Source organism: Arenibacter algicola (assembly GCF_018860365.1).
In the GTDB taxonomy this organism is placed as follows: Bacteria; Bacteroidota; Bacteroidia; order Flavobacteriales; family Flavobacteriaceae; genus Arenibacter; species Arenibacter algicola_B.
This window is the reverse complement of record NZ_JAHKPO010000014.1, coordinates 78,276-100,947: the sequence shown is the minus strand read 5'-3', so window position 1 is coordinate 100,947 and position 22,672 is coordinate 78,276. Positions and strand designations below refer to the sequence as shown.

General features: G+C 39.0%; 24 protein-coding genes. 11 read left to right on the top strand and 13 right to left on the bottom strand.

Going from position 1 to position 22,672, the window contains the following annotated elements; translation table 11 throughout:
- Positions 1–3: 3 nt before the first annotated feature.
- The 8 genes from KO529_RS11715 to KO529_RS11680 all read right to left on the bottom strand — a co-directional run bounded on the left by KO529_RS11715 (position 4) and on the right by KO529_RS11680 (position 8,570).
- On the bottom strand, positions 4–699 hold the full coding sequence (locus KO529_RS11715) for an OmpA family protein (RefSeq protein WP_215948070.1): 696 nt from the start codon (positions 697–699) through the stop codon (positions 4–6).
- A 124-nt stretch (positions 700–823) separates the two neighbouring features.
- The gene (locus KO529_RS11710; protein WP_215948069.1) at positions 824–1,318 is read right to left on the bottom strand and encodes a lipocalin family protein; all 495 of its coding nucleotides are present in this window, start codon (positions 1,316–1,318) and stop codon (positions 824–826) included.
- Between the two features lie 342 nt (positions 1,319–1,660).
- Positions 1,661–2,041: a hypothetical protein gene (locus KO529_RS11705; RefSeq protein ID WP_215948068.1), complete on the bottom strand. Its 381-nt coding sequence runs from the start codon at positions 2,039–2,041 to the stop codon at positions 1,661–1,663.
- Positions 2,041–2,460, bottom strand: a complete 420-nt coding sequence (locus KO529_RS11700; RefSeq protein WP_215948067.1) for a GreA/GreB family elongation factor — start codon at positions 2,458–2,460, stop codon at positions 2,041–2,043. Before KO529_RS11700 ends, KO529_RS11705 begins: the two co-directional genes overlap by 1 nt.
- Positions 2,461–2,483: 23 nt before the next feature.
- A complete protein-coding gene (locus tag KO529_RS11695; RefSeq protein ID WP_215948066.1) occupies positions 2,484–3,767 on the bottom strand; it encodes a Glu/Leu/Phe/Val family dehydrogenase in 1,284 nt (427 codons plus the stop codon).
- A 360-nt stretch (positions 3,768–4,127) separates the two neighbouring features.
- On the bottom strand, positions 4,128–5,462 hold the full coding sequence (locus tag KO529_RS11690; protein ID WP_215948065.1) for a sigma-54-dependent transcriptional regulator: 1,335 nt from the start codon (positions 5,460–5,462) through the stop codon (positions 4,128–4,130).
- Positions 5,463–5,466: 4 nt separating this feature from the next.
- Positions 5,467–6,564, bottom strand: a complete 1,098-nt coding sequence (locus tag KO529_RS11685) for a sensor histidine kinase (protein WP_354667776.1) — start codon at positions 6,562–6,564, stop codon at positions 5,467–5,469.
- Positions 6,565–6,593: 29 nt separating this feature from the next.
- Complete coding sequence (locus KO529_RS11680; RefSeq protein ID WP_215948064.1) at positions 6,594–8,570, bottom strand: alpha-ketoacid dehydrogenase subunit alpha/beta; 1,977 nt, start codon at positions 8,568–8,570, stop codon at positions 6,594–6,596.
- Between the two features lie 126 nt (positions 8,571–8,696).
- Here KO529_RS11680 and KO529_RS11675 point away from each other — a divergent pair, with 126 nt between their 5' ends.
- The 6 genes from KO529_RS11675 (at position 8,697) to KO529_RS11650 (ending at position 13,618) form a co-directional block, all read left to right on the top strand.
- The gene (locus tag KO529_RS11675) at positions 8,697–9,647 is read left to right on the top strand and encodes an isopenicillin N synthase family dioxygenase (protein WP_215948560.1); all 951 of its coding nucleotides are present in this window, start codon (positions 8,697–8,699) and stop codon (positions 9,645–9,647) included.
- 77 nt (positions 9,648–9,724) lie between these two features.
- On the top strand, positions 9,725–10,330 hold the full coding sequence (locus KO529_RS11670; RefSeq protein WP_215948063.1) for a DinB family protein: 606 nt from the start codon (positions 9,725–9,727) through the stop codon (positions 10,328–10,330).
- Between the two features lie 108 nt (positions 10,331–10,438).
- Positions 10,439–10,768 (top strand): translation initiation factor, encoded by a 330-nt coding sequence (locus tag KO529_RS11665; protein WP_215948062.1) that lies wholly within the window; start codon positions 10,439–10,441, stop codon positions 10,766–10,768.
- Between the two features lie 73 nt (positions 10,769–10,841).
- Positions 10,842–11,774: a DUF1835 domain-containing protein gene (locus KO529_RS11660; RefSeq protein ID WP_215948061.1), complete on the top strand. Its 933-nt coding sequence runs from the start codon at positions 10,842–10,844 to the stop codon at positions 11,772–11,774.
- A gap of 1 nt (position 11,775) precedes the next feature.
- Complete coding sequence (locus tag KO529_RS11655) at positions 11,776–12,642, top strand: nucleoside phosphorylase (protein WP_215948060.1); 867 nt, start codon at positions 11,776–11,778, stop codon at positions 12,640–12,642.
- A 130-nt stretch (positions 12,643–12,772) separates the two neighbouring features.
- On the top strand, positions 12,773–13,618 hold the full coding sequence (locus KO529_RS11650) for a substrate-binding domain-containing protein (RefSeq protein ID WP_215948059.1): 846 nt from the start codon (positions 12,773–12,775) through the stop codon (positions 13,616–13,618).
- 49 nt (positions 13,619–13,667) lie between these two features.
- On the opposite strand, the gene KO529_RS11645 is transcribed toward KO529_RS11650, so the two are convergent.
- Together KO529_RS11645 and KO529_RS11640 are read right to left on the bottom strand one after the other, a co-directional pair.
- The gene (locus KO529_RS11645) at positions 13,668–14,084 is read right to left on the bottom strand and encodes a response regulator (RefSeq protein ID WP_215948058.1); all 417 of its coding nucleotides are present in this window, start codon (positions 14,082–14,084) and stop codon (positions 13,668–13,670) included.
- A 223-nt stretch (positions 14,085–14,307) separates the two neighbouring features.
- Positions 14,308–14,973, bottom strand: a complete 666-nt coding sequence (locus KO529_RS11640; RefSeq protein ID WP_215948057.1) for a uracil-DNA glycosylase — start codon at positions 14,971–14,973, stop codon at positions 14,308–14,310.
- Between the two features lie 231 nt (positions 14,974–15,204).
- Here KO529_RS11640 and KO529_RS11635 point away from each other — a divergent pair, with 231 nt between their 5' ends.
- Genes KO529_RS11635 through KO529_RS11625 form a run of 3 tightly spaced genes read left to right on the top strand, consistent with a single transcriptional unit; the run spans position 15,205 to position 16,741 of the window.
- Entirely contained in the window at positions 15,205–15,747 is a 543-nt protein-coding gene (locus KO529_RS11635; protein ID WP_436835203.1) for an RNA polymerase sigma factor, read from the top strand.
- Between the two features lie 33 nt (positions 15,748–15,780).
- Entirely contained in the window at positions 15,781–16,299 is a 519-nt protein-coding gene (locus KO529_RS11630) for a hypothetical protein (RefSeq protein ID WP_215948055.1), read from the top strand.
- Positions 16,289–16,741 (top strand): hypothetical protein, encoded by a 453-nt coding sequence (locus KO529_RS11625; RefSeq protein ID WP_215948054.1) that lies wholly within the window; start codon positions 16,289–16,291, stop codon positions 16,739–16,741. Before KO529_RS11630 ends, KO529_RS11625 begins: the two co-directional genes overlap by 11 nt.
- Positions 16,742–16,806: 65 nt before the next feature.
- On the opposite strand, the gene KO529_RS11620 is transcribed toward KO529_RS11625, so the two are convergent.
- Entirely contained in the window at positions 16,807–17,838 is a 1,032-nt protein-coding gene (locus KO529_RS11620) for a WD40/YVTN/BNR-like repeat-containing protein (protein ID WP_215948053.1), read from the bottom strand.
- A gap of 71 nt (positions 17,839–17,909) precedes the next feature.
- Here KO529_RS11620 and KO529_RS11615 point away from each other — a divergent pair, with 71 nt between their 5' ends.
- A complete protein-coding gene (locus KO529_RS11615) occupies positions 17,910–19,145 on the top strand; it encodes an RsmB/NOP family class I SAM-dependent RNA methyltransferase (RefSeq protein WP_215948052.1) in 1,236 nt (411 codons plus the stop codon).
- Positions 19,146–19,198: 53 nt separating this feature from the next.
- On the opposite strand, the gene KO529_RS11610 is transcribed toward KO529_RS11615, so the two are convergent.
- Positions 19,199–19,639, bottom strand: coding sequence for a hypothetical protein (locus KO529_RS11610; RefSeq protein ID WP_215948051.1), 441 nt, complete (start codon positions 19,637–19,639; stop codon positions 19,199–19,201).
- Between the two features lie 99 nt (positions 19,640–19,738).
- A complete protein-coding gene (locus KO529_RS11605; protein WP_215948050.1) occupies positions 19,739–21,550 on the bottom strand; it encodes an acyl-CoA dehydrogenase in 1,812 nt (603 codons plus the stop codon).
- Positions 21,551–21,749: 199 nt separating this feature from the next.
- Between KO529_RS11605 and KO529_RS11600 the strand changes: the two genes are divergently transcribed.
- Entirely contained in the window at positions 21,750–22,616 is an 867-nt protein-coding gene (locus tag KO529_RS11600) for a cation diffusion facilitator family transporter (RefSeq protein WP_215948049.1), read from the top strand.
- Positions 22,617–22,672: the final 56 nt, after the last annotated feature.

Sequence of the window (22,672 nt, the reverse complement as noted above, 5' to 3'; positions counted from 1 at the left end):
TATTTATTGTTTCGCCTTTTGAAGAGCTTCCTGTTGTAAAGCCTCATTGGCCACAATAACCAATTCTACCCTACGGTTTTTAGCCTTACCTGCAGCCGTACTGTTGTCGGCCTTGGGTTGCGTCTCACCATACCAGGTTGTTGTTAACCTACCCCCTGAAATACCATTGGTAATTAGGTAATTGGTTACAGACTGCGCCCGTTGCTTGGATAGATTTAGATTATAATCATCAGGTCCGGCACTATCGGTATGGCCTTCCACCAATATATTGGTGTCCGGATATTCTTTTAAAATCCCTACCAATCTATCTAATGTTGTTGCCGAAGTACCCTTAACCTCGGATTTATTGGTATCAAAATAAACGCCGGCCTCCTCATTGAAGGTTACGTTTATTCCTTCACCTACCCTAGTGACCTCGGCACCTGGAATCTCTTCTTCTATTCGTTCTGCCTGGCGGTCCATTCTATCTCCGATATAACCACCGGCAACACCACCTACCACTGCTCCAATGATAGCCCCTAAAGCTGTATTACCACCTTTTCCAACATTGTTGCCCAGAACACCTCCAATTACCGCTCCACCGGCAGCACCAGTTGCTGCTCCCCTTTGCTTATGACTAGTATTCTTTACTGCTTGACAGCTACTGAACGTAGCTAAAATCATCATTACGGATAAACTACTTACTATTATTTTTTTCATTTGATTTCATTGTTTAATATTAATCCCAAAAGTTCTTAGGACTGTACATCCTTTAGAACAGAAATCATGCCAATCCTGGCTTGCCCGTATATCGGCATGAATACATCTTACAGCTTTTATCCAGTTATGGTAGATCGTTTTTTGTAAATTCATAAACCACGGTCAACGGTTGCCCCTCCACAGTTACTTTTGAGGTCATTCTTAACTGTTGATCGGTTAGTTGTTCAATGTCCAATCTATATCCCAATCCTCCGGAAATATCCTTATACTTTTCGTCTATAAACTTAAATTGCAACTGACTGGCCATCCCGGGTCTATCCACAACAGACCAACGGATGAAGCGCTCCGCTCCATCACAATTACTACCACCTCCCAGCATATAACTACCGGTACTGTTATTGTTTCTAAAAAACCAGGTACTGCCTTCAAAACAGGTAGCATCGGAATCATTAAAAAGAACCGATTTAAATTTCCCCTGTCCCCCTTGATAGGAAACATTGTTCAAAATCCAGTTACCGCTCAAAACACTTCTATCCTGTCTTGCCGCCTTGGATACCGAACAGGAGGTAACAAGACCAGCCGCAAATACCACTAAAAATATAAGCTTTCTTAAATGCATAATTTTCATATTTATTATTTGAACATATATACGTTGAAAGTGGAAAAAAAGTATGATGCTCCGTTATTAATTTTGAAGATTTAAACTAATAGCTTCAGGCACAGAATACTCCAAACAACTTATTTTTTTCAAAGCTATTGCAAACGGCAACAATCGCTTTGCTCTTATAAAAAAATAATTGACTTTACCCCAATTGGGGCCAGGTGGCAATCAGTGTATGCCAGCCCAACTATTTCAGATAATGTTCCCCAAAAAAACAAGGGAAAGCATTGCTTTCCCTTGTGCATTAACAGCCAAAACTCTAATATTAAAACCAACAAACAGACTGCTAACAAAACAACATCATAATTTTATCAATATTTGGGTATATAGTTCTTCCTTTAATTTGTGGGACGCCTGCAAAATGGCCGCATACAGATTACGATACTCTTCATGCTTGTTTACATAGTATATATCGCATTCCATATCTTCACACTCGTGTAAATTGACCATAGAACTCTTATACCTGTAGAAAACGCCGAGATGCAATTTGTTCTCCAAGGTCAATTCTTTCAGGTTAGCTATCATATCATCATCATTCGACAATTTCTTGGCAATGTTGATCAAGGTTTCCAACTCCCTGCCATTGTTCACCAGATGACCTATCCAATTGTTCAACTCCAGAGCATCTTTTTTGGCAATTAACCTATCGTCCGAGTCATGCTCATAAAACACCTCCATCATTACAATAAAATATCAGAATTAATAGTGTTATGCTCTTGTTTTACATCTGCAACCTTAAGAGTCTGTTCTCCATTCCTAAACTCCCAAACAATATCGTCCCCTTTGGCATAGCCTATAACTGCTGCCCCCATAGGTGTTAAAATGGATATTTTACTATTCTTGAAATCACCTTGCGATGGAATCACCAATTGGAATTGCTTGGACCACCCATTAACTGCTTGGATTGTAACGATGGAATTGAACCTAATGACATCTTTGGGCATTTCCTCTTCATTATAAACCACTGCAGACTTCAACTCTTCGGTCAACTTTTCAATAGAACTCTTATAAGTATTATCCGTATAAAACCCGGATACATTTACCAGACGCTTTAATAGGACGAACTCCTTCTCCTCCAACACTAAATTTCCGTACTTCATAATTCTGTATTTTTTAATTTTATTTATGGAAATATCCCTCTTTGAACATAGGCCTTTTCTATTCTCTCAATAGCTATGATATAGGCTGCAGTTCTCATATCCCCATCCCTATTTTCTGCCTTCTCATATACCTTTTCAAAGACTTCCTTCATCTTCTTTTCCAGCTTGGCCAATACTTCCTCCAATTGCCATAACTCTCCGTTTCTATTCTGTAGCCACTCAAAATAGCTGCCAATTACACCCCCTGAATTACATAGGATGTCCGGTATAATTCCCACTCCATTTTTCAACAATATCTCCTCGCCTTCCACATCGGTCGGTCCATTTGCACCTTCCGCTATTAAAAATGCCTTGATCTTAGCTGCGTTCTCAGCTGTGATTTGATTTCCTAAGGCAGCAGGTATACATATATCACAATCCAATTCAAAAAAATGTTCCTTATCTACAGCTTGCGCCAAAGTATAGCCTACAATACTGCCCTTGTTGTCCTGCATATACTGGTACAACTTGGAGACTTCAATACCATCGCTGTTGGTAATACTGCCATAAGCATCCTGCACTCCCACCAGCTTAGCACCTTCATTTTCCAAAAAATGGGCAGTCCAATAACCTACATTCCCAAAACCCTGAACAATAAATCTCTTGTTCTTCAGGTCCACCTTTTTCTTTTCGGCCCAATATTTTATGTTCAGAAAAACACCATAGCCGGTAGCCCTATCCCTACCTTCGGATCCTCCGGAACCCAAGGGTTTTCCAGTTACCACATGCTGATTTTTAGATCTTTCGGCAGGCGATTTTGTAGACATATATGTATCCACGATCCAAGCCATGGTTTGTGCATTTGTATTTACATCCGGGGCAGGTATATCGTGTTCCGGACCTATGTTATCTCCCAATGCATATGTAAATCTTCTGGTAATTCTTTCCAATTCCGCAGTGGAATATTTGGAGGGGTCAATTTGAATCCCTCCCTTTGCGCCACCATAGGGCAGACCTGCCAAAGAGGTTTTCCAGGTCATCCACATGGCAAGGGCTTTTGCCGCATCAATATCAACGGTCGGGTGATAACGAAGTCCACCCTTATACGGTCCTAAAGCGTTATTGTGCTGTACCCGGTATCCCGTAAAAACTTCAACATCCCCATTGTCCATTTTAACAGGGAAATGTATCAGTAATTCATTATTGGTAATACTTAGTATTTTTCTAATATTAGTATTTAGGTTAATAATATCGGCAGCATTATTGAATTGACGCATCACGTTCTCCAACATGCCCTGTTTCGATTCTGTTTTCGACTTTGTAATCATAAATTTTTGTTTAGAATAATCTCACTTCACTTTTAAAAACCAAATGATTTCCGCCAGGAACTACCCTTGAATCGGCTGATTCAAATTCATTGCAGTTCCAAATATGCTTTTTATTTTTTGTAAGTACACATGTTTTGAAATACTCACAACTTGGACATAAACTAGTGCTGTTTCCCATAACCGTGTATTTTAGTAACACATCAAGGGCAACTAGGGTGCCATAAAACCAGAGAGATACTTATATTGTATTCAAATAACTGAAAATCAATAGTTTAATTCGAATCAAATAATACTTTCCCGAATATTAAAATGGGGGATTTTCCTCATATGGGTAATTTTTACCCATCTAAAACAAGGGGTTTATTGGATTTTTTGACGCAGCGTTTTGCGATCGATCTGTAGAATTTCTGCCGCCTTGGATTTGTTATTGTCCGTAGCCTCCAAAACTTTTAAAATGTATTTTTTTTCAACTTCCCTTAATGGCAATAGGTGGTCTTCGGGAAAATCTATCTTGTATTTCAAATTGTCAGGCAAATTGTCGATTTCAATTCTTTTATCGCACATTATTACAGCCCTCTGAATTACGTTTTCCAATTCCCTAATATTACCTGGCCATGGATACCGCATCAAAAGCTCCAAGGCCTCCGGTGTAATAGTGACCAACCTATCTTTATATTCTACACCGTATTTTAAAAGAAATTTGTCCACCAACAAAGGAATATCTTCTTTGCGCTCCCGGAGGGAAGGAACATTGATTTCCACAACGGTCAACCTATAATAAAGGTCTTCCCGGAACAATTTTTTTTGAACTAAGGAGTACAAATTGCTATTGGTGGCCGCAATGACCCGGATGTCTATTTTTTCTATCTTTTGGGAACCCACCTTTACCACTTCCTTTTCCTGCAATGCCCTTAACAATTTGGATTGTACGGACAGTGATGCGTTGCCTATTTCATCTAAAAATAGGGTACCCTTGTCCGCAGCCTGAAAAAAACCGTTGCGGTTTTCATTGGCACCCGTAAAAGCACCCTTGGCATAACCAAAAAGCTCGGCCTCCAAAAGACTTTCCGGAATAGCCCCACAGTTCACCGCAACAAACGGTGCTCTGGAAAATTTTCCCATATAATGTACGGAACGGGCAACCAATTCCTTTCCGGTCCCACTTTCCCCATTTATCAGTACCGTTGCTTTGTTGTCTTTCACCCTATCAATAATATCGGTCACTTTTTTTATGGCCTCGGATCTACCAATAAGCTCGCCATAAGCATCAACATTATTGTTTTTGGAAACTGAATGTACATTGGACCCTGCCTTGCCTGCGGAATTGCCCGTGAATGATTTTAATACCGCCTGTTTTAATTCCTCTTTGGTAAAAGGTTTGACCAAATAATCCAAGGCCCCCGATTTTATAACGCTCATTGCGTCATCTACCGAGGGATAGCCGGTAACCACTAATTTTGGCAACTTGGGATAATGTTCGGAAACATATTTGACCAACTGCAGTCCGTCCACATCCGGCATTTTAAGGTCCGTAATCAAAAGGTCTATTTTGGAATCCTTTAGGATCACCAAAGCCTCCTTAACAGAAACAGCCTTATAGGTGTGGTAATTAAAGGATTGAAGGTGTCTATGGATCAATTCCAATATATTTACATCATCATCTACGATCAATACATTCTCTTTATTAAAACCCATAATCTTAATTTTTCGGAAAATCAACGGTAAATATAGCCCCTTTAGGTTTGTTGGATCTATACTTTATTGTTCCTTTATGACTTTTTACAATACCATGAACTACACTTAACCCCAATCCGGAACCCTCACCAACCGGTTTGGTACTATAAAATGGCTCAAAGATCCTATCACTAATTTTGGGATCTATACCCGGACCTTCATCCGTGATGCTTATTTCAATATTTCTGCCGGTTTCCTTTACGGCTATTTTTATCTTGCCCTTAACTGGGGAAAAATAAATGGCATTGAGCACCAAATTAAAAATTACCTGTGTCAACTGAATTGTATCTACCCGTAGAAAAATGGGTTGGTCACTTAAATTGAGTTCGTGAACAATTTTCTTTTTCTTTAAGCTGGGTTCCATTAAATTAACAGCGTTGGCAATTATAGGGCCTATGTTGACCAATGTCATTTGCTGGGGCATTTCACAGGCAAAGAACATAAGCTTTTTAACCACTTCCCTAGAAAATATAGCACTATTTATAATTTTATCAACATCCTTGGAGGCTTGGGTATCCTGAGTTATCCTAGTTTTCAATAATTCGGCAAATCCTAGGATATTCGCCAAGGGAGTATTTAGTTCATGGGCGATTCCGGCAGTAATCTCACCTAAAATACCTAGGCGGTCGGCCCTCTCCATTTTCCGTTTTATAATTATCTCGTTGTCCTTGATCTGTTTTCTTTCCAAAAGATTACCGACCTCCAAACACACATTTCGAAGCAATTTTTCTTCTTCCTTCAAAAAATCATCTTCGCTATATTTTGGCCTCGGATAGGCCACTTGTATCTCACCTACCTTTTTATTAAAAACCTTTACACTGGACTCCAGGGACACAGGATTATCCGGAAAGTCTGTCGTAACTATATTGTACTGGTCCGATGTGAGTTTCACTTGGGCAGCGTCACTAAAAAGCCAAGCTTTTTGTAAACAATGCATAATTCCCTTTAGGGCGTCTTCAACCTGGTCATAATCGCAATTAACGATTATTGAGGTTACTTCATACAAACAAGTAAGCTCTTTTATACGCTCCTTAAGTTTTTCTTCCGCTGTAATCATATGCATATTAATCCATTTTAATTTTCGCGAGATATTTAATAGGATATCAAATTTAAAAGCTCCTGTGCGAATCTTGCTTTGGGCAAATAATTGTTTTCCAAATTTTTCGCAAAGGGAATGGGGGTTTCCAAACTGGCAACCCGTTTTACGGGTGCATCCAAGTACTCAAAACAGTTCTCCACCACCAAGGCGGAAATGTCACTGCCCACTCCCCCAAACAAACTATCCTCCTGTAAGATAATAAGTTTCCCTGTTTTTTTTACAGAGGCATAAATTGCATCCATGTCCATGGGTTGCAACGTCCTTACATCAATCATATCGGCCTTTATATCCGGATTATCATTTAGTGCCTCCAAGGCCCAATGTACACCCAAACCATAGGAAACTACAGTAATATCCGTGCCCTCCCTCATTAGGGACGCCTTGCCGAATGGCAAAGTATAATAATCCTCGGGCACGTCTTGGTAAATATTCCTGTAAAGCCCTTTGTGTTCAAAAAACAATACCGGATTGGGATCATTTATGGCAGTGGCCAAAAGACCTTTCGCATCATATGGGAAGGCCGGATAAACCACTTTTAACCCCGGAGTTTTTGTAAACCAGGCCTCGTTGGTCTGTGAATGAAAAGGTCCTGCCCCCATCCCTGCCCCACAGGGCATCCTTATTACAACATCTGCATGCTCTCCCCAACGGTAATGCACCTTGGCCAAATAGTTTACAACGGGGTTAAATCCAGTACTTACAAAATCCGCAAACTGCATTTCCACTACCGATTTTATTCCGTTTATAGAAAGGCCCATTGCAGCAGAAACTACTGCCGACTCACATATAGGGGTATTTCTGACCCGGTCTTTCCCAAAGGCTTCCACAAAACCCTCGGTAATCTTGAATACTCCGCCATAATCTGCAATATCCTGCCCCATTACCACCAAGTTTTTATGCCTTTCCATAGACTGTTTTAAACCCTGGGAAACCGCATCGACCAACCTAATATTTTTGGTTATGGAATTATGGTTAATTTGCTGATAATCAAAATCTTTATAAACATCCTTTAATTCCTTTGTTTCATCTACTTCTACCTCATTCTCCGCAAAGGCCTTTTTAAGATCGTAGTCAATTTCAGCATATATTTCATTTTTAAAGGTCTCTATCAAATGGGGTGAAAGAATCTTTTCCTCCAAAAGAAAGTTTTCAAAATTCACAATGGGATCCTTTTCCTCCCAGGTGTCCAATAATTGTTGTGGGACATATTTGGTACCACTGGCCTCCTCATGGCCACGCATCCTGAAGGTTTTAAATTCCAACAATACAGGCCTAGGATTTTTCCGCATACTCTGACAAATAAAATCGACCTGGGAATACACTTCCAAAATATTGTTGCCCTCCAAAATATGCGATTCCATTCCATAACCTATTCCCTTATCCGCCAAATTTTCACATCTGTATTGCTCATTGGTTGGGGTAGACAAGCCATAACCGTTGTTCTCGATACAAAACAGAACAGGCAAATTCCATACCGCAGCGAGATTTAAGGCCTCATGGAAATCGCCCTCACTGGTACCCCCCTCTCCCGTAAAGACAGCAGTTACCTTATTATTCTGTTTCAGAAGGTCTGCAAGTGCTATTCCATCGGCCACCCCCAATTGGGGGCCTAAGTGGGAAATCATCCCTACAATTTTATATTCTTGGGTTCCAAAGTGAAAACTTCTGTCCCTACCATTGGTAAAGCCGCTGCCTTTACCCTGCCATTGGGAGAAAAGCCGGTGCAATGGTATATTTCTAGAGGTAAAAACACCTAGATTGCGGTGCATGGGCAAAATGTATTCATCTGGCCTTAAGGCACTGGTAACCCCTACCGCTATTGCCTCCTGTCCTATGCCGCTAAACCATTTGGTTATTTTTCCCTGACGTAGGAGAATCAACATTTTCTCCTCTATCAAACGTGGTTTTAGCATCCGTTGATAAAGTTTCAATTGCATGGCCTTATCAACACTATCTCCTTTATATTGCATGTTATGTTTTTATTCTTTTTGGCTTAAATAATTTATAAATGTAACAAAACGGAAAAACAAAGTCGAATAATATTTCAAGAAGATTGGCCATATTTATTAACTTTGATTTTATTAATAATTATGATGATGACTGCAATACCAAGTGTAAATCTTGAAGATTTTATATCCGACGATAACAAAAGAAAAGAAAAATTCATTAAAGAGATAGGAAGTGCCTTCGAGAATATTGGATTCGTAGCATTAAGTGGTCATTTTTTGTCCGAAAAATTAGTGGATGATCTCTATTCTGAAATCAAAAATTTTTTTAACCTACCACAAGAAGTCAAGGATAAATATGAAATTCCTGGGATAGGGGGACAAAGGGGATATACTTCTTTTGGAAAAGAACATGCCAAGGGCAAAAAGGAAGGCGATCTAAAGGAATTTTGGCATTTTGGACAGTATGTGGAAAATAATCCGAAATTGGAAAAGGAATATCCTGCCAATGTAGAGGTCCAAGAATTGGTCAATTTTAATGCTACCGGTAAGGAAACCTATAAAATGTTGGAAAAAACGGCAAAATTTGTTTTGCGAGCACTTGCCCTTCATTTGGACCTTGAGGAAACCTATTTTGACGATTATATTAAAAATGGAAATTCCATTTTAAGGCCAATACATTATCCCCCTATTCAACAAGAACCTAAAAATGCCGTTAGGGCTGCGGCCCATGGGGATATTAATTTAATTACCCTATTAATGGGAGCACATGGAAAGGGACTTCAGGTAATGAACCACGACGGGGAGTGGGTAGATGCAATTGCCCAGCCGGATCAATTGATGATCAACGTAGGGGATATGTTATCACGTTTAACCAACAATAAATTAAAATCCACCATACACCAAGTGGTTAATCCCCCCAAGGAACTATGGGGTACCTCCAGGTATTCCGTACCGTTTTTTATGCATCCCATTAGCGAAATGCCTTTAAATTGTTTAGAGAATTGTGTTGATAAGGACCATCCAAAACAATTTGAAGATATTACCGCTGGAGAGTTTTTGCATGAAAGACTGATCGACTTAGGCTTAATTGCGAAGTAGATCAGAATTGGTTCAAGCTTAATTATTGCCTATGGAATTGAACAATCTTTAGTATTAACAATTTAACCCTGGACACTATGAAAAAAGTAATTTCACCAATTGTATTATTGGCGGTTTTAGCATTTGGAGTAGTTAAATCTACACTTACAGATGCCGAAAGGGAATTTGCCGTAAAGGAAATGACAAAATCCCATGATCATTTTTTAAACACATTGGAGGGCTTAAATGAAGCGCAACTCAATTACAAGGTAACGGATGATTCTTGGTCCATTGCGGAATGTGCAGAGCATATAGCAATTTCTGAAAACATGATCTTTGGTATGCTTCAAGGTACTTTGGCCAAGGAGCCAGACCCTTCCAATCGCTCAGAAGTAAAAGTTTCTGATGAAGGACTAATAGCCATGATAGAAGACCGCAGCAACAGAGTAAAAACTAGTGAGGCTTTTGAACCATCTGGGAAATATGGCAGTTTTGAGGAAATGGTAGAGGAATTTAAATCCAAGAGAAAAGAACATATAGAATATGTTAAAAGCACACAGGATGACCTACGAAACCATAACCAACAACTTCCTTTTGGAACCGTTGATGCCTATCAAATACTTTTGTTTATGTCCGGCCATACGGAAAGGCATATAAAACAAATGGAGGAAGTAATGGACGACGAGGACTTTCCAATGGATTAATTAACACCCAAATCAAAATGACCCATTCCAACCAAAATCCCAATTTATGAAGGATGGGTTTTGATTTTGGCGCTGATATACTATTTTAGCATAATTTTAAAATTTACAATGGACTTAAAGGATCAATTGAAGAATCTATTTCCGGATCATAAACCAACGGAGGAAGAGCCGAAAAAAGATGTTGAAAATGAAATTTGGTTGCAGGAAGAACCTATTATATGCAAATATGAAAAAAGAAAGGGAAAACCAACAACCATTTTAGAAGGGTATACCGGAGCCGACGAAGATTTTAAAAAATTGGCCAAGGAGCTTAAGACCAAACTTAGCGTAGGCGGAAGTTTTAAGGACGATTCTATAATCATTCAAGGAGATTATAGAGATAAAATAATGAAAATATTACAGGAAAAAGGATTTAAAGTAAAACGCGTTGGAGGTTAGATTTTTGTTAATTATTTTTTGATATTAAGATAAAACACTACATTTATTAGCCACAACCTAAACCACCATTACAATGAGTTCCCAATTACACATAACAAACGGTGATATACTCACCAACAAATTAAGCACCCTTAAATTGGAAGGGGATATTATTACCTGGCGCGAAATGTTATGTGAAGGTAAGACCGAAACCAATGTTGGCAGCGAATCATTTTGGAAAACCAGGTTCGAATTTTTGAATAAAAACTACAAGGTTTCCAAATCGTGGTTTATTGATAAAACTTTAAAAGAATACCGCACCCTTTGTAATCACAAACAGGAAGATCGTATCGTACTTTGGTTCGATTTCGACCTTTTTGATCAGGTTAATATGTTAGCGGTGATAAGTTGGTTAAAGACCCATAGGCCTTATGCCGAAATTTCCTTGGTATCCAGTGAAGAAGAAGAGAATTCCATTAATATATTAGGGCTAGGAGAATTAACAGATGAACAACTACGCAAATTATACACTAATCGCACTCTTTTAACGCAGGACGATATAGAATACGCCGATTATGTTTGGCAGTTGTACTGTAGTGACAACCCTATTAGATTAGAGAACCTTAAGGATTTTGACAGTTTTCAATTCTCACACCTTTCCGGTGCTATTGAAGCCCATTTAATGCGTTTCCCAACCATTAGAAATGGTCTCAATGAAGTGGAAAATAATATTTTACGCTTGGCACGCAGCGCCAAACCAAAGACTAAGATAGAATTACTGAACACGGTTTTAAGAAATCAGGGGCGTTATGGTTTTGGTGATACCCAATACGAGCGGGTAATAACCAAGCTAAAACCTCTTTTTACCAATTTCAGCCCTGTTAAACTTTCAAAAAAAGGTATGGAAATCCTGGAAGGAAAAACCAGTTATTATTCCTGTATCCAAGAAAATGATGCCTATTTGGGCGGAGCATTAAAATATAATTTCCTTTATAACTCTGAAACGAACCGCATACTAAAATTGTAAAATGAAAATTGGTTCTTCAGAGCTAATCCTAAACGCAGACCATAGCGTATACCATCTTAATTTATTTCCTCAAGACCTAGCAGATACCGTAATCACCGTTGGAGACCCCGATAGGGTAAAGCGCGTTTCCCAGTATTTTGATAAGATCGACTTAAAAAAAGGAAAGCGGGAATTCCTAACCCATACCGGATGGCTGAACAATAAGCGCATTTCGGTAATTTCTACAGGTATCGGCACAGACAATATAGACATCGTCCTCAATGAGCTGGATGCCTTGGTCAATATTGATTTTGAAACTAGGACTATAAAAAAAGATAAAACCCGCTTGGATATTATTCGGATAGGCACTTCCGGAGCCATTCAGCCCAATATTCCCTTAGATTCTTTTTTGTTGAGCGAATACGCCATTGGCCTGGATAGTCTTTTGCACTTTTACAACAGTGCCCATATTCAACACCCGGAGATTCAGCAAGCATTTTTAAAACACACCAATTGGCTAAAAGATAAGTCCAACCCCTATGTTGTAGAATACGACAAAACTTTGGGAGCCCAGTTCATCTCGGACAAAATGCAACTTGGATTTACCGCTACCAATGTTGGGTTCTATGGTCCCCAGGGTAGAATTTTACGTTTAAAATTGGAAGATGAAAATATGAATGCCAAACTAGCCAGTTTTAATTATAATGATAAGCGTATCACCAATCTGGAAATGGAAACCTCCGGAATTTATGGCTTGGCAAAGTTATTGGGACACAGGGCTGTTTCCTTAAACTGTATTGTGGCAAACAGGCCCAATGGACAGTTTTCATCAAGACCGGATTTGGCGATAGACGAACTTATTAAATATGCCTTGGACAAGATAGCTTAAAGTTTTAACAGCCAAAAAGATAAACAACTGACTATAAGTGCTTTGATATGTGTTATTTAGAAGAAAAGTTAAAAACAATAATCCTACCCGCACTCTTAATTAGTTGGCAAACCAGATAAAAACAATTGATTTGAAAAATGTAAATATCATAGGTGTTCCCGAACACTTTAATTTTCCCTGGCAATTAGCTATAGAAGAAGGGGCTTTTGAAGCTAGGGGCATAAACTTGCAATGGAAAGATATTCCCGAAGGAACCGGTAAAATGGCACAATTATTAAAGGAAAATGAAACCGATCTGGCCATTATCCTTACCGAAGGGATTGCAAAAAGTATTAGCGAAGGGAATCCTTCAAAAATTGTTCAGGAATACATAGCTACTCCCCTCTTATGGGGTATTCACGTAGCTGCCAAAAGCAATTACAAGACCTTGGCCGATATAAAAAACAAAACCGCGGCCATAAGCCGATATGGCAGTGGCAGCCATTTGATGGCCTACGTAAATGCCCAAAAAGAGGGTTGGGACACTAAGGATCTAAAATTTGAGGTAATCAATAATCTAGATGGTGCGGTGGCCTCTTTAACAGAAGGTAGGTCGGATTATTTTATGTGGGAAAGATTCACCACAAAACCATTGGTGGACCAAGGCATATTTAGAAGAATTACAGATTGCCCCACCCCATGGCCTTGCTTTGTTATTGCCGCCACGGATAAATTTATAACTGAAAATCCCGGAACCTTGGGCCATATACTGGAAATCATCAACATATATACCTCCGATTTTAAACGGATTCCCAGCATAGATCGTACTTTGGCCAATACTTACAACCAGCAGTTGGAAGATATCAAGCATTGGCTATCCCTAACGGAATGGGGGCAAAATAATATCAGCAAAAAGAATTTGGAATTGGTACAAAATACCTTAAAGGACTTAAAGCTTATTGAGAGGATAATGCCTAGTACAGAGATAATTTACTAGAATAGTTTACGTAAACTCAGTATTTTTCGATTTACATCCTAGCTAACCTCTAGTCGTAAAAATAAGACTGAATTATGCTTCTAAAGTTTATATCGGACAAAGGTTTGTGTAGGCACTCTTTGACTTGGGGATTGGACAAGGCCTTATTGGTCACTTCTTCGCATCCATTTGCAGTTAATACGGCTATAACTATCTTTTCTTTTTCTTCTTGTCTAAAAAGGATATTAAAGGCCTCCAAAAATTGCCATCCATCCATTACTGGCATTTCAATATCCAGAATCAACAAAAAACTTCCCTTATCTATATCATTAATATTTTTCTCTATAAAATCCAGGGCTCTATGTCCGTCCGTAACTGTATCAATTTCCAGGTCAGGAATAAGTTTTTTTAAAAATAGTTTATTCAGCATATTGGTTGTTCCGTCGTCATCAACCAACAATACCCATTTCAATCTAGTAGAATTCATTAACCTATTAATATTTAATATCACAAATGCAAGTGTAAGTTTTATAATACAGATTCAAAAAAAGTACAAATATAGATTTAGTTAATAGTACATTTTCGCTTTTGGACAAAAAAGTAACATAAATGTTCTTTCATTAGCAGGAATTAAGCAAAAAAATGAATCGTATAAATACTTTATAGCCGAAGAACAGTTCTGTATTAAAACTGCCTCAACAAAATTCCTATTACCATTTAATTGCCTGCTTTCCATTTTCCAATAATATTTTATTCGTTTTACTAAAATGCTTGTTACCAAACCAATACCCCCTATTGGCACTTAAAGGGGACGGATGTCCGGAAGTTAAAATACAATGCTTTTTGGCATTGATCAACTTAGCCTTCTTCTTTGCAAAACCACCCCATAACAAAAATATCAAGCCCTCTTTTTCTTCTGATAGTTTTTGAATAACAGTATCCGTAAAGGTCTCCCATCCATTATTCTGGTGACTGCCAGCTTCACTTGCCCGTACCGTTAAGGTAGCGTTCAGCAAAAGAACCCCTTGGTCTGCCCAATGTTCCAAATTTCCATCTTCCGGATAGGCCGTCCCCAAATCTGATGCTATTTCCTTAAATATATTCACCAATGAGGGTGGGTGTGCTACGCCCGCGTTTACGGAAAAACAAAGGCCATTGGCCTGATTTGGTCCGTGATATGGATCCTGACCTATAATAACCACCTTCGTTTCCTCCCAGTGACAATGGTTGAAAGCGGCAAAAATATTACGCTCCTCAGGATAGCACGTCTGCTTGGCATATTCCTGTTGAACAAATGCCGTAAGAGCTTCAAAATAAGGTTTTTTAAACTCTTCAAGCAGAAGCCTGCGCCAACTGTCATGCACATTAAAGGTCACTTATAATTTCATTTTATAATTGTTAAACAAAGAATTGATACCTTTTTGCAAGGAATAACTTCAAAAATAGCTAAAAAATAAAAATAATTTTCATTAAATAGCTCCAAGCTAAAAAAATATAGCAGTAGTTAAACTTGCTTACCTTTGCAATTAGGCACAAAAAAATTATAACCCTGTAAATAAACCTTTTTCAGTTTTTATAGTCCTATAATAGAACTTAAGTCCAAAATGTTGATTGCGGAAGAAACTTTAGTAATACAATTAAAGCAAAAGGACCATCAGGCCAAGGCTTTTGAAATACTTGTAAACACTTACAAGGAGCGCCTGTATTGGCATATAAGAAGAATTGTATTAAACCACGATGATACAGATGATGTGTTGCAAAATACCTTTATAAAAGTTTTTAGAAATATCGATGGCTTTAAGGGTGATAGTAAATTATACTCCTGGATGTACAGGATAGCCACCAACGAGGCCTTGTCATTTTTAAAATCCAAATCGCAAAAACTTAAGATCAATAACGAGAATTTAATGACTAAGGCAGTAGAAGATTTGAGGGCCGATGTATATTTTGAAGGGGATGAAATTCAACTAAAATTACAAATGGCCATTGCAACGCTTCCTGAAAAACAAAAATTAATTTTTAATATGAAATATTTTCAGGAGATGAAGTATGAAGAGATTTCAGAAATTTTAGAGACCTCCGTAGGTGGATTAAAAGCCTCCTATCATTTGGCATCAAAAAAGATCGAAGCTTTTTTGAAAGAAAATTAAACCTTTTATATTGTTCAAGGTCAAACTATTGAAATGGATAAATTAAATAAAAATAACAGCTTCAAGGTTCCGGATGGGTATTTGGATACCCTTTCCAGCGATATCTTTAAAAAGATAGCAAAGGAAGATATTTCTATGCCTCCAAATGAAGGGTTCAAAGTTCCGGAAGGTTATTTTGATACTTTAAACGCTAAGCTTCTGGGGCAACTGGAAAACACCCCGGTTGAGCCTAAGGTAATCCCTTTAAAATCCTATAAAAAACACTATTATACTGCCGCTTCCGTAGCTGCCGTAGTATTGCTGTTCATTTTGGTTCAATTTAATAGGGATAAAACACCATCCTATTCGGATTTAGCCAATTCGGACATAGAACATTATTTTGAATTTAACGATTTGGAACTTTCTTCCTATGATTTGGCGGAAATACTTCCAATCCATGATTTGGACCTAAACGATATACTGGAAAGTAGACTGGATAATGATAATATCATAGATTATCTGGATTCCCATATTGAAGATTTTGAAGAATTAAATATGCACAATGATGATTAAAAAAATAAATATACTTGCTTCCCTGTTATTCCTTGCAGCTACCCTATCATTAAGCTCACAGGAAAAGCAGGATTGGGATAAAATAAAGTCCCTAAAAATAGCTTTCATTACAGAAAGATTGGACCTCACCCCAAAAGAGGCCCAAAGTTTTTGGCCTATTTACAACGAGCATCAATCCAAAAGAGAAGGTTTGTTAAGGGAGGAGCGCTTTGAAATAGGTTCCGAGATAAAAAATCTGGATACCCTATCGGATGCACGGGCCGGCGAACTTCTGGCCCGTATGCAAAAATTGGAGGAAGAAAAATATAATGTGGAAAAATCCTATATCGAAAAAATATCCAAGACAATTTCGGCCAAGAAGACCATTCTGTTGATGCGTTCGGAAGAGGATTTTAAACGTCAGCTAATCAAACAATATAGACAGAGAAAGGGTGGCCAGTAATTTTCAAGAATTAAAGCCATAGAGCATTAATTAAAGTACTCTAATTCTGCAGCTCCCTGGACATCTCAGTGAAAAATAAGTTTCGCAATCCTGCCCTTTCCTGCGGCATATGCAGTAGTGTCGTTCATAAACCTAAGGGTATAAAAGGATTCATCGGAAAGTTGTTTCCAATTTTCACCAGTGTCATGGGAATAAGCAATACCCTCAAAGCCGATGGCAATTAAGGACTTACCCATGGAATTTGGCACAAACTGCACACAGCTTCTAAAATTCGGAAGTTTACCATTGGCGATCAATTTCCATGTTTTGCCACCGTCCGTAGTTATTGCCTTGTTGCCTTTATTTATTGCCGGGTCGGTATAATCACCTCCAAAGACAACGCCCAGGTTTTCGTCATAAAAATCAATGGAAAAGATACCTTGGGTAGTTTCTTCACTAATTATTGGCGTTTTCACAACTTCCCAAGTAAACCCCTTATCGCCGGTATAATATACATTTCCATGTGTAGTTGCTATCCAAGCCATATTATCCAACACTTTTATGTTGGTATTACTGGCCGCAAAGGCACCTTCGCCGGCTTCAGACTTTGGCAAAGAAGAACATGGTAGCTTATTCCAGGTATTACCGCCATCCCTAGTAATGATTATGGACAGACAGCCATCCATACTGTCCCCCACCGCTATTCCCTCTTGATCGTTCCAAAAGGTCATGGCATCATAGAATACCTTCTCATCCTCTTCCTTGTATACCAATTCCATATTGCCCTTGTCGCCAGTCTTGTACAACAAGGCCGGATTAGCTATCGAAAGCATAAAGAAATCGGTGGAATTTTGTGCTACGGCCCTAAATTCCGGAAGTATACTGTCATATTTTTGAGTATTTACCCTCACTTTGTTGGTCCTAAGGTCTACCAAACCAAATGCGCCTTTGTTGGCAGCAAATGCCATATTGCCGCCGTCCATAATTTCGATTGCCCTAAAGCTCAACGAATCGGTATAAATGGTTTCTATTTTTACAGAGTTAAACGTTCTCTTTTCGTCCATTTCGGAACACGAGGCCAAAATAAAAAGAATGAGAAACACCAAATAATTGCGCATGCTTATAATTTTCCCCAAAAATAAGAGGAATAGGTTCTAATACAATACCTTTGCAATCTTAATTTTTAAAAATGCGATTACATAGAAATCTAGTGTTTGCGGTTGTTGATGCGTTGAATTATATATTTAATGAAGGTGAATATGCAGATAAGGTAGTAGAAAAAGTATTAAAATATGACAAGCGATGGGGTGCCCGGGACAGAGGTTTTATTGCAGAAACCACCTATGAAATGGTACGCTGGAAGCGATTGTACGCGGAAATAGCCGAAGTAAAGGCCCCATATAGCAGACAAAACCTATTTAGAATGTTCGCTGTTTGGGCCGTTCTTAAAGGCATAAAACTACCGGACTGGAAACAAATAGAACCTACTCCGGAAAGAAGGATCAAGGGAAAATTCGACGAACTCTCCAAAATAAGAAAATACAGGGAGTCTGTACCGGATTGGATGGACGAGTTATGCGCAAAAGCTTTGGGCGAGGCCCTGTGGACCAAAGAAATTAAGGCCCTAAATGAGCAGGCTGAAGTAATTTTAAGGGTGAACACCTTAAAAACAACCAAGGATAATTTAAGCAGTGTTCTCCACGAAGCCGGAGTTGAAACGGAATCCATAAAAGGGTATCCCGATGCTTTAAGGCTAAAGGAACGTTCCAATGTGTTTATTACCGAAGCCTTTAAGAATGGTTGGTTCGAGGTTCAGGATGCCTCTTCCCAATTGGTAGCTCCATTTTTGGACGTTAAACCTGGTCAACGCGTAGTTGATACCTGCGCAGGAGCTGGGGGAAAAACACTTCATTTGGCAGCACTAATGGAAAATAAAGGTCAACTGATCGCATTGGATATTTATGGCAACAAACTAAAAGAATTAAAAAGAAGGGCAAAGCGCGATGGAGCCCACAATGTGGAGACCAGAGCCATAGATACCACCAAGGTAATTAAAAAGCTATACGATACAGCAGATAGGGTACTAATAGATGCTCCCTGTACCGGATTGGGCGTCTTAAAAAGAAACCCCGATGCCAAGTGGAAATTACAACCCGATTTCTTGGAAAAAATAATGGTAACCCAACAACAAATCCTTCAGGATTACAGTAGAATAGTTAAACCCGGAGGGAAATTGGTCTATGCCACCTGTTCCATATTGCCACAAGAAAATATTCAGCAAGTAAAAAAATTCCTCGGCTCGGAGGCTGGTAAGGACTTTAGTCTTATCAAGGATAGTAATATTTACGCATGCAAAACTGGATTTGACGGATTCTACATGGCCCTTTTGGAAAAAAAACCTGCTTCGAAAATAAAAAATGATTAAAAAAAAAAGAGGCTGTCCATAAACATGGACAGCCTCTTTTTAAGTTCTGGTTCCTAAAGTCCTATTCTAACACTGGGTGCGCTTAGCCCAACTCCCGTGCGGATAGTTGTTCCACTGGAATAGCTTCTATAGCGATAGGGTTCGTTATGGTAATAGTAGAAACTGGCATGGGTTTGGTAATGATCACTATGGTGGCAATGATTATCACAATGACTGCGGTGTTCCGCATAGGCATCCCGCTTACCTTTCATATACGCTTTGTAAGCCTTTTTATCCCTCTTTTTCAATTGTCTTTCATAATCCTCCTGTGATTCCCAGAATTCCTCCTCCTCTTCTTCTGCCAATTCCTGTGATTGCTCAAATTGCGCATCCTCCCTGGCTCTTTGCTCATAATAAGTAAGCTTTTCCTGTTCGGTGGATTCCTTTTCCTGGGCCATAGATCCTACAAAAGAAAAAAGTAAGATCGATAAACTTAAAAATTGTAATCTTTTCATAATTTGATTGTTTTATTTAAACCGTGATTTTTAACCCTGTTTGTATATAAAACAATCAAACTTAAATTTACCCTACTTCACTTCGCAATAAATTAGTTTTTAAAAGACCTCTTTCTTGGATTTTATGGTCAGCACATCCGGATGCATCAACGATTCTGCCAAACTGCTAGTCTTTGTCAACTCATACTTGAAATAGAATTTCATGGTATGGATTTTACTGTCGTAGAATGCCTTGGAACGAGTTTGCTCCCCATCCTGTATATTTCGTTGTGCATGTAACGCAATATCGAGCCATAACCAGCCTATCACAACATGACTTAAAAATTCCATAAACAAATTGGCATCGGACAAATAGCGTTCGTAGTTCCCCTTTTTGGCAAAAGGCATTAAAAAATCCAAAACTTTCCTTGTCAACTTAATCTTATCGCCCAATATCTTGGCCGAAGAACGCAAGTCATCAAACTCCATTGCTGCGGTTATGGTATGCAATACTTCAGTTAACAATAATTCCAAAGCTTTGCCATGCTCCATAGGGACCTTACGCCCCAATAAATCTTGGGATTGTATACCCGTGGTACCCTCGTATATACTAAATATCCTAATATCTCGGTAGTATTGCTGAAGAATAAAATCGGAACAGAATCCATATCCGCCCAACACCTGCATACCATTGCTCACAGATATAGTACCCGCCTCTGTGGGATAGGTCTTTACAATAGGAATGATCATTTCCAATAATAGACCATACTTTTCCTTGGTTTCAGAATTTTTGGTGGATTGTATAATATCATAATACTTGGCAGCCAATAGCACCAAACTTAATGAACCCTCTGCAATCGCTTTTTGTAACAAAAGCATGCGCCTTACATCTGGATGCTCAATTATTAGGCAGGGTTTTTCATCGGGATCTTTTTTTCCGTCACTGGAAAGCTTTCGTCCCTGGGGTCGCTCATTGGCATACTCCAATGAGGCTTGGTAGGCCGCCATACTTATGGCGGCACCCCCACGCCCTACACTTATCCTAGCGCTGTTCATCATTAAGAACATATATTTAAGTCCCTTATGTGCCTCACCTACCAGCCAGCCATGGCAATCGTCCTTGTCACCAAATCCTAGATGGGTCGTAGCATATCCCCGTTGACCCATTTTCTGAAAATCGGCCACGGTCATCACATCGTTATTTGCTAAACTTCCACCCTTATCCATCCTAAGCTTAGGCACCACAAATAAGGATATACCCTTGGTTCCAGACGGGGCACCTTCTATTCTGGCCAACAATAGATGGACTACATTTTCAGCATATTGATGATCGCCGCCCGATATAAATATTTTTTGTCCGGATATCTTATAATGTCCTTCCTGTGTAGGGGTTGCCTTGGTGGTTATATCCGATAAGGAACTACCTGCCTGGGGTTCTGTAAGGCACATGGTACCTCCCCATGCACCGGATAACATTTTTGGAACATAGGTTTTTTTGAGATCTTCATTGGCAAAATGAACAATCAACTCCGCAGCCCCTTGGGTCAATCCAGCATACCCCGGCAAATGATTGTTGGCGGCCTCCTGAATATAGGCCGAAGCAGTATGGATTATAAATGGCAACTGCATTCCTCCGTCCCCATAATCAAAAGGACCGGAAATGATTCCCATTTCCCCACCCTTCTTCATCATTACATCAACCTGCTTATGCACCATAATGGTTCCATTTTTATACATGGCCGGCGTTTCATCCATCTCTTTGAAATAGGGAAATAATTCACGGTCGGAAAATTCCTTGATAGCATTTAAAAACATATCCAAGGAATCCTTGTCATAATCTTGAAACCGTTCTGCCGATAGCAAACTCTCTACCTCGTGTACCTGATATAACAAAAATTTTAATGTTGCGATATCTACATATTCCTTAGCCATGGTATTTATATATTTAGTGTTTATTGGTATTACCTTCCTAAGATACAATTTACTCTTCTAATAGAGGCCCCTATAAAAAAATGAAGTTATTCGAGAAATATGGGCGCTAAAAAAACTGGAATCTACTATTCTCCTTTCCCATCCCTAAAAGCAATCATAAGTTTCATACCTTTAATTTTTTATCGATTTTAAGAAAAAAATGAACAACGAGCAGTCGGCCATAAGGACCACTTATTTCAGTATAGCTGGAAATATTGTTTTGGCAGTAATTAAAGGTCTGGCAGGTTTTTTTGGCAATTCCTACGCTTTAATAGCCGATGCCATTGAATCCACAACCGACATTTTTTCCTCCCTCTTGGTACTATTTGGACTTAAATATGCAAAAAGACCGGCAGACGAAAATCACCCCTACGGTCATGGCAAGATTGAACCCTTAATTACTTTTTTGGTAGTAGGGTTTTTAATTACCTCGGCTACGATTATAGCCTATGAAAGCATTATGAACATTTTAACCCCTCACAAATCGCCCAAATCCTGGACACTATTGGTCCTTGGGGTCATTATTTTGTGGAAGGAAATTTCATATAGGGTGGTCTTAAAAAAAAGCATCCAAACCAACAGTTCTTCCCTTAAGGCAGATGCATGGCATCATAGAAGCGATGCCATCACCTCTATTATGGCATTCATAGGAATATCCATTGCCTTGATCCTTGGCAAAGGTTATGAAACGGCCGATGATTGGGCTGCCTTGGCGGCCTCATTTTTTATTTTCTATAATGGATATCTGATCTTTAGACCTGCCCTTGGGGAAATAATGGATGAACATTTATATGATGACCTCATAGATGAAATTCGTGAAGTTTCCTCAACCGTCGATGGTATATTGGGAACTGAAAAATGTTTTATCCGAAAGGCAGGTACAAAATATCATATCGACCTTCATGCCCAAGTAAACGGCAGTATTAGTGTAAAAGAAGGGCATGACCTGTCCCATAAGCTCAAGGACAGGCTCCGCAGGGATATTCCCAATATTGGGCATGTATTGATTCATATAGAACCAAAATAAATACCAGAGGAGGCTACGTTCTAAAATAGACCTCATACAGAAATTAACAATTGTTG